Raw genomic sequence first — 13,393 nt, forward strand, 5'->3', positions numbered from 1 at the left:
ATGTATGCTTACTGTTATCTAGTTTTGAGAGAACACTCTCAATGGTTTGGTGGCGATAGCGAAGAGGTCACACCCGTTCCCATGCCGAACACGGAAGTTAAGCTCTTCAGCGCCGATGGTAGTCGGGGGTTTCCCCCTGTGAGAGTAGGACGCCGCCAAGCCATTACACGCAAGTGTAATATACGGAGGATTAGCTCAGCTGGGAGAGCATCTGCCTTACAAGCAGAGGGTCGGCGGTTCGAGCCCGTCATCCTCCACCATATTTGCCGGCCTAGCTCAATTGGTAGAGCAACTGACTTGTAATCAGTAGGTTGGGGGTTCAAGTCCTCTGGCCGGCACCATTTTTGGACAAGATAATAACACAAGTCTTTTAAAAAGAGCCATTAGCTCAGTTGGTAGAGCATCTGACTTTTAATCAGAGGGTCGAAGGTTCGAGTCCTTCATGGCTCACCATGTTACGCGGGTGTGGCGGAATTGGCAGACGCGCTAGACTTAGGATCTAGTGTCTTATGACGTGGGGGTTCAAGTCCCTTCACCCGCATTATACAGGATAGTTATCCTGTATGCGGAAGTAGTTCAGTGGTAGAACACCACCTTGCCAAGGTGGGGGTCGCGGGTTCGAATCCCGTCTTCCGCTCCAACTATACCATCCACGCCGGGGTGGTGGAATTGGCAGACACACAGGACTTAAAATCCTGCGGTAGGTGACTACCGTGCCGGTTCAAGTCCGGCCCTCGGCATTCATTATTATGCGCCCGTAGCTCAATTGGATAGAGCGTTTGACTACGGATCAAAAGGTTAGGGGTTCGACTCCTCTCGGGCGCGCCATAATATTTTTAAAAATCGGGAAGTAGCTCAGCTTGGTAGAGCACATGGTTTGGGACCATGGGGTCGCAGGTTCGAATCCTGTCTTCCCGACCACTTCGGGGCCTTAGCTCAGCTGGGAGAGCGCCTGCTTTGCACGCAGGAGGTCAGCGGTTCGATCCCGCTAGGCTCCACCATTTATAAAAAAACATGTTGACTTTAAGAGAAACTTATTATATACTTAACAAGTTGCTTGAGAAAGTAAACAAAATGATCTTTGAAAACTAAACAAGACAAAACGTACCTGTTAATTCAAAGTTTTAAATAAATCGCACAGCGATGTGCGTAGTCAGTCAAACTACTTTATCGGAGAGTTTGATCCTGGCTCAGGACGAACGCTGGCGGCGTGCCTAATACATGCAAGTCGAGCGGACAGATGGGAGCTTGCTCCCTGATGTTAGCGGCGGACGGGTGAGTAACACGTGGGTAACCTGCCTGTAAGACTGGGATAACTCCGGGAAACCGGGGCTAATACCGGATGGTTGTCTGAACCGCATGGTTCAGACATAAAAGGTGGCTTCGGCTACCACTTACAGATGGACCCGCGGCGCATTAGCTAGTTGGTGAGGTAACGGCTCACCAAGGCGACGATGCGTAGCCGACCTGAGAGGGTGATCGGCCACACTGGGACTGAGACACGGCCCAGACTCCTACGGGAGGCAGCAGTAGGGAATCTTCCGCAATGGACGAAAGTCTGACGGAGCAACGCCGCGTGAGTGATGAAGGTTTTCGGATCGTAAAGCTCTGTTGTTAGGGAAGAACAAGTGCCGTTCAAATAGGGCGGCACCTTGACGGTACCTAACCAGAAAGCCACGGCTAACTACGTGCCAGCAGCCGCGGTAATACGTAGGTGGCAAGCGTTGTCCGGAATTATTGGGCGTAAAGGGCTCGCAGGCGGTTTCTTAAGTCTGATGTGAAAGCCCCCGGCTCAACCGGGGAGGGTCATTGGAAACTGGGGAACTTGAGTGCAGAAGAGGAGAGTGGAATTCCACGTGTAGCGGTGAAATGCGTAGAGATGTGGAGGAACACCAGTGGCGAAGGCGACTCTCTGGTCTGTAACTGACGCTGAGGAGCGAAAGCGTGGGGAGCGAACAGGATTAGATACCCTGGTAGTCCACGCCGTAAACGATGAGTGCTAAGTGTTAGGGGGTTTCCGCCCCTTAGTGCTGCAGCTAACGCATTAAGCACTCCGCCTGGGGAGTACGGTCGCAAGACTGAAACTCAAAGGAATTGACGGGGGCCCGCACAAGCGGTGGAGCATGTGGTTTAATTCGAAGCAACGCGAAGAACCTTACCAGGTCTTGACATCCTCTGACAATCCTAGAGATAGGACGTCCCCTTCGGGGGCAGAGTGACAGGTGGTGCATGGTTGTCGTCAGCTCGTGTCGTGAGATGTTGGGTTAAGTCCCGCAACGAGCGCAACCCTTGATCTTAGTTGCCAGCATTCAGTTGGGCACTCTAAGGTGACTGCCGGTGACAAACCGGAGGAAGGTGGGGATGACGTCAAATCATCATGCCCCTTATGACCTGGGCTACACACGTGCTACAATGGACAGAACAAAGGGCAGCGAAACCGCGAGGTTAAGCCAATCCCACAAATCTGTTCTCAGTTCGGATCGCAGTCTGCAACTCGACTGCGTGAAGCTGGAATCGCTAGTAATCGCGGATCAGCATGCCGCGGTGAATACGTTCCCGGGCCTTGTACACACCGCCCGTCACACCACGAGAGTTTGTAACACCCGAAGTCGGTGAGGTAACCTTTATGGAGCCAGCCGCCGAAGGTGGGACAGATGATTGGGGTGAAGTCGTAACAAGGTAGCCGTATCGGAAGGTGCGGCTGGATCACCTCCTTTCTAAGGATTTTAACGGAATATAAGACCTTGGGTCTTATAAACAGAACGTTCCCTGTCTTGTTTAGTTTTGAAGGATCATTCGATTCTTCGAGATGTTGTTCTTTGAAAACTAGATAACAGAAGTAATTCACATTCAATTAGTAATGCAAGATATCACGTAGTGATTCTTTTTAACGGTTAAGTTAGAAAGGGCGCACGGTGGATGCCTTGGCACTAGGAGCCGATGAAGGACGGGACGAACACCGATATGCTTCGGGGAGCTGTAAGCAAGCTTTGATCCGGAGATTTCCGAATGGGGAAACCCACCACTCGTAATGGAGTGGTATCCATATCTGAATACATAGGATATGAGAAGGCAGACCCGGGGAACTGAAACATCTAAGTACCCGGAGGAAGAGAAAGCAAATGCGATTCCCTGAGTAGCGGCGAGCGAAACGGGACCAGCCCAAACCAAGAGGCTTGCCTCTTGGGGTTGTAGGACACTCTGTACGGAGTTACAAAGGAACGAGGTAGATGAAGAGGTCTGGAAAGGCCCGCCATAGGAGGTAACAGCCCTGTAGTCAAAACTTCGTTCTCTCCTGAGTGGATCCTGAGTACGGCGGAACACGTGAAATTCCGTCGGAATCCGGGAGGACCATCTCCCAAGGCTAAATACTCCCTAGTGACCGATAGTGAACCAGTACCGTGAGGGAAAGGTGAAAAGCACCCCGGAAGGGGAGTGAAAGAGATCCTGAAACCGTGTGCCTACAAGTAGTCAGAGCCCGTTAACGGGTGATGGCGTGCCTTTTGTAGAATGAACCGGCGAGTTACGATCCCGTGCAAGGTTAAGCAGAAGATGCGGAGCCGCAGCGAAAGCGAGTCTGAATAGGGCGAATTGAGTACGTGGTCGTAGACCCGAAACCAGGTGATCTACCCATGTCCAGGGTGAAGTTCAGGTAACACTGAATGGAGGCCCGAACCCACGCACGTTGAAAAGTGCGGGGATGAGGTGTGGGTAGGGGTGAAATGCCAATCGAACCTGGAGATAGCTGGTTCTCTCCGAAATAGCTTTAGGGCTAGCCTCAAGGTAAGAGTCTCGGAGGTAGAGCACTGATTGGACTAGGGGCCCCTACCGGGTTACCGAATTCAGTCAAACTCCGAATGCCGATGACTTATCCTTGGGAGTCAGACTGCGAGTGATAAGATCCGTAGTCGAAAGGGAAACAGCCCAGACCGCCAGCTAAGGTCCCAAAGTATACGTTAAGTGGAAAAGGATGTGGAGTTGCTTAGACAACCAGGATGTTGGCTTAGAAGCAGCCACCATTTAAAGAGTGCGTAATAGCTCACTGGTCGAGTGACTCTGCGCCGAAAATGTACCGGGGCTAAACGTATCACCGAAGCTGCGGACTGTTCTTCGAACAGTGGTAGGAGAGCGTTCTAAGGGCTGTGAAGCAAGACCGGAAGGACTTGTGGAGCGCTTAGAAGTGAGAATGCCGGTATGAGTAGCGAAAGAGGGGTGAGAATCCCCTCCACCGAATGCCTAAGGTTTCCTGAGGAAGGCTCGTCCGCTCAGGGTTAGTCGGGACCTAAGCCGAGGCCGAAAGGCGTAGGCGATGGATAACAGGTTGATATTCCTGTACCACCTCCTCACCATTTGAGCAATGGGGGGACGCAGGAGGATAGGGTAAGCGCGGTATTGGATATCCGCGTCCAAGCAGTTAGGCTGGGAAATAGGCAAATCCGTTTCCCGTGAAGGCTGAGCTGTGATGGCGAGCGAATTATAGTAGCGAAGTTCCTGATTCCACACTGCCAAGAAAAGCCTCTAGCGAGGTGAGAGGTGCCCGTACCGCAAACCGACACAGGTAGGCGAGGAGAGAATCCTAAGGTGATCGAGAGAACTCTCGTTAAGGAACTCGGCAAAATGACCCCGTAACTTCGGGAGAAGGGGTGCTCTGTTAGGGTGCAAGCCCGAGAGAGCCGCAGTGAATAGGCCCAGGCGACTGTTTAGCAAAAACACAGGTCTCTGCGAAGCCGTAAGGCGAAGTATAGGGGCTGACGCCTGCCCGGTGCTGGAAGGTTAAGAGGAGCGCTTAGCGTAAGCGAAGGTGCGAATTGAAGCCCCAGTAAACGGCGGCCGTAACTATAACGGTCCTAAGGTAGCGAAATTCCTTGTCGGGTAAGTTCCGACCCGCACGAAAGGCGCAACGATCTGGGCACTGTCTCAACGAGAGACTCGGTGAAATTATAGTACCTGTGAAGATGCAGGTTACCCGCGACAGGACGGAAAGACCCCGTGGAGCTTTACTGCAGCCTGATATTGAATGTTGGTACAGCTTGTACAGGATAGGTAGGAGCCTTGGAAACCGGAGCGCCAGCTTCGGTGGAGGCATCGGTGGGATACTACCCTGGCTGTATTGACCTTCTAACCCGCCGCCCTTATCGGGCGGGGAGACAGTGTCAGGTGGGCAGTTTGACTGGGGCGGTCGCCTCCTAAAAGGTAACGGAGGCGCCCAAAGGTTCCCTCAGAATGGTTGGAAATCATTCGCAGAGTGTAAAGGCACAAGGGAGCTTGACTGCGAGACCTACAAGTCGAGCAGGGACGAAAGTCGGGCTTAGTGATCCGGTGGTTCCGCATGGAAGGGCCATCGCTCAACGGATAAAAGCTACCCCGGGGATAACAGGCTTATCTCCCCCAAGAGTCCACATCGACGGGGAGGTTTGGCACCTCGATGTCGGCTCATCGCATCCTGGGGCTGTAGTCGGTCCCAAGGGTTGGGCTGTTCGCCCATTAAAGCGGTACGCGAGCTGGGTTCAGAACGTCGTGAGACAGTTCGGTCCCTATCCGTCGCGGGCGCAGGAAATTTGAGAGGAGCTGTCCTTAGTACGAGAGGACCGGGATGGACGCACCGCTGGTGTACCAGTTGTTCTGCCAAGGGCATCGCTGGGTAGCTATGTGCGGACGGGATAAGTGCTGAAAGCATCTAAGCATGAAGCCCCCCTCAAGATGAGATTTCCCATTCCGCAAGGAAGTAAGATCCCTGAAAGATGATCAGGTTGATAGGTCTGAGGTGGAAGTGTGGCGACACATGGAGCTGACAGATACTAATCGATCGAGGACTTAACCAATTTGAATGTATGCTTACTGTTATCTAGTTTTGAGAGAACACTCTCAATGGTTTGGTGGCGATAGCGAAGAGGTCACACCCGTTCCCATGCCGAACACGGAAGTTAAGCTCTTCAGCGCCGATGGTAGTCGGGGGTTTCCCCCTGTGAGAGTAGGACGCCGCCAAGCTATCATTACGGTAAAGGCAGCTCATCATGAGCTGCCTTTTTTGTGTTTTTCTGCATACGTTATATAGTATGAGAAAAGTAACGATATGGCTTTTTGCAAAAGCAGGTTTTATGCTTGTGTAAAGTGGAAATAATAGAGATAGAGCGATACAGTTGAAAAATTTTGCGAAACACCTTATAGTAAGATTAAAGTCAAATATAGTCAAAGTCAATAAAGGAGGGGGTTGAGTGGGACATAATATTTCTGACATCATTGAACAGTACTTGAAACAAGTATTAGATCAAAATGGCAAAGAAATTTTAGAGATCAAACGCAGTGAAATCGCTGATAAATTTCAATGTGTTCCTTCCCAAATAAATTATGTCATCAACACCAGATTTACAAGTGAAAGAGGATATATTGTTGAAAGTAAACGGGGAGGCGGCGGTTATATTCGTATTATCAAAATTAAAATGAATAACGAAGTCGTCCTCATCAATAATATTATTTCGCAGATTCATACCCACTTGTCCCAGGCAGCCTCTGATGACATTATTCTCAGACTGTTAGAGGACGGAGTTATTTCGGAAAGAGAAGCTAAAATGATGGTGAGTGTAATGGATCGTTCAGTTCTATATATTGATTTGCCCGAACGGGATGAACTAAGAGCCAGAATGATGAAAGCAATGCTCACATCTTTAAAACTAAAGTAAGCGGGTGAAAAGATTGATTTGTCAAGAATGCAATGAGAGACCGGCCACTTTTCACTTTACGAAAGTTGTTAATGGAGAAAAGCAAGAAGTTCATATTTGTGAACAATGTGCAAAAGAAAATAGCGATTCATACAGTATAAGTGGAAACCAAGGGTTCTCGATTCATAATTTATTATCAGGGCTGCTGAATATGGAGTCCTCATTTCAAAACACCGGTTCTCAAATGTTCGGCTACTCAGAGCAAGGCACAGCTTGTAAGAAATGCGGTATGACGTTTCAGCAGCTGAGAAAAACAGGGCGTTTCGGCTGTGCGGAATGTTACGATACGTTCTACAGCCAAATTACGCCGATCTTGCGAAAAGTTCACAGCGGGAATACGGTGCATGCCGGGAAAATTCCAAAACGAATAGGCGGAAACCTGCATGTAAGACGGCAAATGGAAATGTTAAAAAAAGAACTTGAATCTTTAATACACCACGAAGAGTTTGAAAGAGCAGCGGAGGTCAGGGATCAGATCCGATCGTTAGAGCAGGAATTAAAAAGTACAGACAGTGAGGGGGAACAAGGGTAATGTCGCTCAAGCATTTTATTCAGGACGCACTAAGCAATTGGATGAAGCAAAAGGGACCTGAAAGTGACATTGTACTCAGCAGCCGTATACGGTTGGCCCGAAACTTTGAAAATATAAAGTTTCCCGCCCGGTATACGAATGAAGAAGCCTCATCCATCATTCAGCAATTCGAAGATCATTTTTCAGGTAAGGAACTGCCTGATATCGGTCAATTTCATTTAATCAGAATGAGTGAAGCTCAGCCTTTGGAAAAACGGGTGCTGATGGAGAAACATCTGATCAGCCCGAATTTAACAGAATCTCCTTTTGGCGGCTGTCTGCTTTCTGAAAATGAAGAAGTCAGCATTATGTTAAATGAAGAAGATCATATCAGAATTCAATGCCTCTTCCCCGGCTTCCAGCTTCTCAATGCCATAAAAGCGGCAAACCAGGTTGATGACTGGATTGAGGAGAAAGTGGATTACGCCTTTGGAGAGAAGAGAGGGTACTTAACAAGCTGTCCTACAAATGTAGGGACGGGACTAAGGGCTTCAGTCATGATGCATTTGCCGGGCCTTGTATTAACTAGGCAAATGAATCGAATTATACCGGCAATTAACCAATTAGGCTTAGTTGTTAGAGGAATTTACGGTGAAGGCAGCGAAGCATTAGGAAATATCTTTCAAATTTCAAATCAAATCACACTCGGAAAATCAGAACAGGACATTGTAGATGATTTAAACAGTGTGGCTGCCCAGCTGATTGAGCAGGAACGTTCAGCCCGAGAAGCGCTTTACCAAACTTCGAAAATTGAATTGGAGGACCGGGTATTCAGATCTTACGGCGTTTTATCCAACTGCCGTATGATTGAATCAAAGGAAACGGCGAAATGCCTTTCTGACGTTCGGCTGGGGATAGACCTTGGGATCATCAAAGGGCTATCAAGCAATATACTTAATGAACTGATGATTTTGACACAGCCGGGTTTTCTCCAGCAATATTCGGGCGGTGCATTACGGCCGAACGAAAGAGACGCGAGAAGAGCGGCGCTTATCAGGGAAAGGCTGCATTTAGAAATGAGTGCAAATAGACAGGAGGATGATTCGATATGATGTTTGGAAGGTTTACAGAGCGAGCTCAAAAGGTATTGGCACTGGCACAGGAGGAAGCACTGCGCTTAGGCCATAACAATATTGGAACTGAACATATCTTATTAGGTCTGGTTCGTGAAGGAGAAGGGATTGCGGCTAAAGCACTCCAAGCACTCGGACTCGGTTCGGATAAAATTCAGAAAGAAGTGGAGAGCTTAATCGGACGGGGACAGGAAATGTCTCAAACGATTCATTATACGCCAAGAGCAAAAAAAGTCATTGAGCTCAGCATGGATGAAGCCAGAAAGCTAGGACATTCTTATGTGGGAACAGAACACATACTTCTCGGATTGATCCGTGAAGGAGAAGGCGTGGCGGCGAGAGTTCTGAATAATCTCGGTGTCAGCTTGAATAAAGCGAGACAGCAAGTGCTGCAGCTTCTGGGAAGCAATGAGACGGGGTCTTCTGCATCCGGTACCAACAGCAATGCAAACACGCCGACGCTTGACAGTCTGGCGCGTGATTTAACTGCGATTGCGAAGGAAGACAGTCTTGATCCGGTTATCGGGCGAAGCAAAGAAATTCAGCGTGTTATTGAGGTATTAAGCCGCAGAACGAAAAATAATCCCGTTCTTATCGGAGAACCGGGTGTAGGTAAAACTGCGATTGCTGAAGGCCTCGCACAGCAGATCATCAATAATGAAGTGCCGGAAATTTTACGTGATAAACGCGTAATGACGTTAGACATGGGTACGGTTGTAGCCGGTACGAAATACCGCGGAGAATTTGAAGACCGCTTGAAAAAAGTAATGGATGAAATACGTCAGGCCGGCAATATTATTTTATTCATTGACGAACTGCATACACTGATCGGAGCGGGGGGAGCAGAAGGTGCGATTGATGCATCGAATATCTTAAAACCTTCACTGGCCCGCGGAGAGCTTCAATGCATCGGTGCCACAACGCTTGATGAATACCGTAAATATATCGAAAAAGACGCGGCTCTCGAGCGCCGTTTCCAGCCGATTCAGGTGGATCAGCCGTCAGCCGATGAAAGCATTCAAATTTTAAAAGGGCTCCGTGACCGCTATGAAGCGCATCACCGCGTATCCATTACCGATGAAGCGATCGAAGCCGCGGTTAAATTGTCCGACCGTTATATTTCTGACCGCTTCCTTCCGGATAAAGCGATCGATTTAATTGATGAAGCCGGTTCAAAAGTGCGTCTCCGTTCTTTCACAACGCCTCCGAACTTAAAAGAGCTTGAGCAGAAACTCGATGAAGTTCGCAAGGAAAAAGACGCTGCCGTTCAGAGCCAGGAGTTTGAAAAAGCGGCTTCCCTTCGTGATACGGAGCAGCGCCTGAGAGAACAGGTGGAAGACACGAAAAAAACCTGGAAAGAAAAACAAGGCCAGGAGAACTCCGAAGTTTCTGTAGAGGATATCGCGATGGTTGTATCCAGCTGGACCGGGGTGCCCGTATCTAAAATTGCCCAAACGGAAACAGATAAGCTTCTCAATATGGAAAGCATTCTGCATTCCCGCGTCATCGGCCAGGATGAAGCCGTTGTAGCCGTGGCAAAGGCTGTCAGACGTGCAAGAGCCGGACTGAAGGACCCGAAACGTCCGATTGGTTCATTCATCTTCTTAGGCCCTACAGGCGTTGGGAAGACAGAGCTGGCAAGAGCGCTGGCGGAATCCATTTTCGGTGATGAGGAAGCGATGATCAGAGTGGATATGTCCGAATACATGGAGAAACACTCGACTTCACGTCTTGTCGGTTCTCCTCCGGGATATGTCGGCTATGATGAAGGCGGCCAGCTGACAGAAAAAGTGAGAAGAAAACCTTACTCTGTCGTATTGCTTGATGAAATTGAAAAAGCACACCCTGATGTGTTTAACATTCTCCTGCAAGTGCTTGAAGACGGACGCTTGACTGATTCAAAAGGACGCACTGTGGATTTCCGCAACACGATCCTGATTATGACGTCAAACGTCGGGGCGAGCGAGCTGAAGCGCAACAAATATGTGGGCTTCAATGTCCAGGATGAATCACAAAACCATAAAGACATGAAAGACAAAGTCATGGGAGAGCTGAAGCGTGCCTTCAGACCTGAGTTTATCAACCGGATTGACGAAATTATCGTCTTCCACTCCCTTGAGAAAAAACATCTTACAGACATCGTGTCGCTTATGTCTGATCAGTTAACAAAACGTCTGAAAGAACAAGATCTCTCTATCGAGCTGACGGATGCTGCCAAAGCAAAAGTAGCAGAAGAGGGCGTCGATTTGGAATACGGCGCACGCCCGTTAAGAAGAGCGATTCAAAAGCATGTGGAGGACCGGTTATCAGAAGAACTCCTCAGAGGCAATATTGATAAAGGCCAGCACATTGTTCTTGATGTTGAGGACGGCGAATTTGTCGTAAAAACAACTGCTAAAACGAACTAATATAGTGACAAACATGAGGCATACGTAAGCGAGTGTATGCCTCACTTTGTTATATAGAGAAATATTCGATAAGGAAGAGGTCTTACAACATATATGGCTAAATCAAAAACAAAATTCATCTGCCACTCATGCGGTTATGAATCCGCAAAATGGATGGGAAAGTGCCCGGGCTGCGGGGCTTGGAATACAATGGTGGAAGAAACCATAAAAAAAGCGCCGGCGAATCGGCGGGCGGCTTTCTCCCACTCCGTTCAAACCGTCCAGAAACCATCACCCATTACATCAATTGAAACATCAGAAGAACCCCGCGTTCAAACAAAGCTCGAAGAATTCAACAGAGTGCTTGGCGGCGGCGTTGTGAAAGGCTCGTTAGTATTGATCGGCGGCGATCCCGGGATCGGAAAATCCACGCTCCTTCTCCAAGTATCCGCACAATTAGCAGATACGGCCGGCAGCGTGCTTTACATTTCAGGGGAAGAATCCGTGAAGCAAACGAAGCTGCGCGCCGACAGACTTGGCATCAACAGCCAAATGTTACATGTTTTATCTGAAACCGATATGGAGTATATTTCGTCTGCTATACAAGAGATGAAACCCGCATTTGTTGTCGTAGACTCCATTCAGACCGTTTACCAAAGTGATATCACCTCGGCTCCCGGCAGTGTATCACAAGTAAGAGAGTGTACGGCCGAATTGATGAAAATCGCGAAAACAAACGGCATACCTATTTTTATCGTCGGACACGTCACAAAAGAAGGATCGATCGCAGGGCCGAGATTGCTTGAGCACATGGTCGATACCGTTCTATACTTTGAAGGAGAGCGGCATCATACATTCCGTATTTTGCGGGCCGTAAAAAACCGTTTCGGCTCAACAAATGAAATGGGCATCTTTGAAATGCGGGAAGAGGGGCTTACGGAAGTGCTCAACCCTTCTGAAATTTTCTTGGAAGAGCGTTCTGCCGGGGCATCGGGTTCGAGTATCGTTGCGTCAATGGAAGGAACGAGACCGATTCTGGTTGAAATCCAGGCGCTCATATCACCGACCAGTTTTGGAAACCCGCGCCGCATGGCTACAGGCATTGACCACAACAGGGTATCGTTAATTATGGCTGTGCTTGAGAAGCGGGTGGGTCTTTTGCTTCAAAATCAAGATGCATATTTAAAAGTCGCCGGCGGGGTCAAACTGGATGAACCGGCGATTGATTTGGCAGTAGCCGTCAGCATTGCCTCAAGCTTCAGAGATACACCGCCGAATCCCGCAGATTGCTTTATCGGTGAAGTGGGACTGACAGGAGAAGTCCGCAGGGTGTCAAGAATCGAACAGCGCGTAAAAGAAGCGGCGAAACTCGGCTTCAAGCGCATGATCATACCTGAGGCGAATGCAGACGGGTGGACAATACCAAAAGGGATTGAGGTTGTCGGAGTAGCAAATGTTGCAGAAGCGCTTCGTACTTCATTAGGAGGATCATAATAGATGGAAAAAGAGAAAAAAGGGGCGAAACAAGAGCTTGACCTGTCTGCAATTCTGCAGTTCGTTGCACCGGGCACCCCGCTCAGAGCCGGGATAGAGAATGTACTTCGGGCAAATACAGGCGGCCTGATTGTTGTCGGATACAATGATAAGGTAAAGCAAGTCGTGGATGGCGGTTTTCATATTAATACATCATTTGCGCCCGCTCACTTATACGAGTTGGCCAAAATGGACGGTGCCATTATTTTAAGTGATTCCGGCCAGAAAATTCTTTATGCGAATACGCAGCTTATGCCGGAGGCGACCATTTCTTCTTCAGAAACGGGAATGAGGCACCGTACGGCGGAACGGGTGGCGAAGCAGACCGGCTGTCTCGTCATCGCCATTTCTGAGCGCAGAAATGTCATTACGTTATATCAGGACAGCATGAAGTACACACTAAAGGACATAGGTTTTATTTTAACAAAGGCAAATCAGGCCATTCAAACGCTCGAGAAGTATAAAACCATTTTAGACAAAACAATTACGGCTCTAAACGCATTAGAGTTTGAGGAGCTTGTGACATTCAGTGACGTGCTGTCTGTCATGCATCGGTATGAAATGGTGCTCCGAATAAAAAATGAAATCAATATGTATATTAAAGAACTCGGAACGGAAGGCCACTTAATCCGTCTGCAGGTGATTGAACTGATTACGGACATGGAAGAAGAGGCGGCACTTTTCATCAAAGACTATGTCAAAGAAAAAATCAAAGATCCGTTCGTGCTGTTAAAAGAGCTCCAGGATATGTCCAGCTATGATCTGCTGGATGATTCCATTCTGTTTAAACTGCTTGGATACCCGGCTTCTACGAATCTTGATGATTATGTGCTCCCGAGAGGCTACAGGCTGCTGAACAAAATTCCGCGTCTGCCGATGCCGATTGTTGAAAATGTGGTTGAAGCGTTCGGATTTTTGCCCAGCATAACGGAAGCCACTGTAGAAGAGCTTGATGATGTCGAGGGTATCGGCGAAGTGCGCGCCCAAAAAATCAAAAAAGGCTTAAAACGCCTTCAGGAAAAACACTATATAGATAGACAGCTTTAAGTATCGCTTAAACCTGTCGGAATCCGGGTATATTATTGTTAGTTTTTGTTTATTCTGAATTTG

The 13,393-nt window shown here is 48.5% G+C and carries 6 protein-coding genes, 9 tRNA genes and 4 rRNA genes; all 19 read left to right on the top strand.

What is annotated here, in order from left to right:
• The first annotated feature begins 45 nt into the window (after positions 1-45).
• The 19 genes from rrf (L3V45_RS00500) (at position 46) to disA (ending at position 13,330) form a co-directional block, all read left to right on the top strand.
• Positions 46-161 (top strand): 5S ribosomal RNA (gene rrf / locus L3V45_RS00500).
• Between the two features lie 23 nt (positions 162-184).
• Positions 185-260 (top strand) — tRNA-Val (locus L3V45_RS00505).
• Positions 261-265: 5 nt separating this feature from the next.
• Positions 266-341 (top strand) — tRNA-Thr (locus L3V45_RS00510).
• A 36-nt stretch (positions 342-377) separates the two neighbouring features.
• Positions 378-453 (top strand) — tRNA-Lys (locus tag L3V45_RS00515).
• Positions 454-459: 6 nt separating this feature from the next.
• A tRNA-Leu gene (locus L3V45_RS00520) sits at positions 460-541 on the top strand.
• 24 nt (positions 542-565) lie between these two features.
• Positions 566-640: transfer RNA gene (locus L3V45_RS00525), tRNA-Gly, on the top strand.
• Between the two features lie 14 nt (positions 641-654).
• Positions 655-740: transfer RNA gene (locus L3V45_RS00530), tRNA-Leu, on the top strand.
• A gap of 11 nt (positions 741-751) precedes the next feature.
• Positions 752-828: transfer RNA gene (locus L3V45_RS00535), tRNA-Arg, on the top strand.
• Between the two features lie 16 nt (positions 829-844).
• Positions 845-921 (top strand) — tRNA-Pro (locus tag L3V45_RS00540).
• Positions 922-925: 4 nt separating this feature from the next.
• A tRNA-Ala gene (locus L3V45_RS00545) sits at positions 926-1,001 on the top strand.
• A gap of 166 nt (positions 1,002-1,167) precedes the next feature.
• A 16S ribosomal RNA gene (locus L3V45_RS00550) occupies positions 1,168-2,717 on the top strand.
• Between the two features lie 175 nt (positions 2,718-2,892).
• A 23S ribosomal RNA gene (locus L3V45_RS00555) occupies positions 2,893-5,822 on the top strand.
• A 50-nt stretch (positions 5,823-5,872) separates the two neighbouring features.
• Positions 5,873-5,988: ribosomal RNA gene (gene rrf / locus L3V45_RS00560) — 5S ribosomal RNA — on the top strand.
• The 16S, 23S and 5S rRNA genes sit together here with 9 tRNA genes alongside, the layout of an rRNA operon.
• Positions 5,989-6,215: 227 nt before the next feature.
• Complete coding sequence (ctsR, locus tag L3V45_RS00565; protein WP_003156396.1) at positions 6,216-6,680, top strand: transcriptional regulator CtsR; 465 nt, start codon at positions 6,216-6,218, stop codon at positions 6,678-6,680.
• A 13-nt stretch (positions 6,681-6,693) separates the two neighbouring features.
• A complete protein-coding gene (locus tag L3V45_RS00570; RefSeq protein ID WP_003156397.1) occupies positions 6,694-7,251 on the top strand; it encodes a protein-arginine kinase activator protein McsA in 558 nt (185 codons plus the stop codon).
• Positions 7,251-8,342: a protein-arginine kinase McsB gene (locus L3V45_RS00575; protein WP_003156398.1), complete on the top strand. Its 1,092-nt coding sequence runs from the start codon at positions 7,251-7,253 to the stop codon at positions 8,340-8,342. The genes L3V45_RS00570 and L3V45_RS00575 overlap by 1 nt, the downstream gene beginning before the upstream one ends.
• Complete coding sequence (clpC, locus tag L3V45_RS00580) at positions 8,339-10,771, top strand: ATP-dependent protease ATP-binding subunit ClpC (RefSeq protein WP_007410388.1); 2,433 nt, start codon at positions 8,339-8,341, stop codon at positions 10,769-10,771. The genes L3V45_RS00575 and clpC overlap by 4 nt, the downstream gene beginning before the upstream one ends.
• 93 nt (positions 10,772-10,864) lie before the next feature.
• On the top strand, positions 10,865-12,244 hold the full coding sequence (gene radA, locus L3V45_RS00585) for a DNA repair protein RadA (protein ID WP_014304212.1): 1,380 nt from the start codon (positions 10,865-10,867) through the stop codon (positions 12,242-12,244).
• Between the two features lie 3 nt (positions 12,245-12,247).
• A complete protein-coding gene (gene disA, locus L3V45_RS00590; protein ID WP_003156401.1) occupies positions 12,248-13,330 on the top strand; it encodes a DNA integrity scanning diadenylate cyclase DisA in 1,083 nt (360 codons plus the stop codon).
• Positions 13,331-13,393: the final 63 nt, after the last annotated feature.

Source organism: Bacillus sp. R45 (genome assembly GCF_021729365.1).
Taxonomy (GTDB): Bacteria; Bacillota; Bacilli; order Bacillales; family Bacillaceae; genus Bacillus; species Bacillus velezensis.

Excerpts from the sequence above, each read along its gene's own strand:
- radA (WP_014304212.1), top strand. The coding sequence starts at position 10,865 with ATGGCTAAATCAAAAACAAAATTCATCTGCCACTCATGCGGTTATGAA.
- disA (WP_003156401.1), top strand. The coding sequence starts at position 12,248 with ATGGAAAAAGAGAAAAAAGGGGCGAAACAAGAGCTTGACCTGTCTGCA.
- clpC (WP_007410388.1), top strand. The coding sequence starts at position 8,339 with ATGATGTTTGGAAGGTTTACAGAGCGAGCTCAAAAGGTATTGGCACTG.
- L3V45_RS00575 (WP_003156398.1), top strand. The coding sequence starts at position 7,251 with ATGTCGCTCAAGCATTTTATTCAGGACGCACTAAGCAATTGGATGAAG.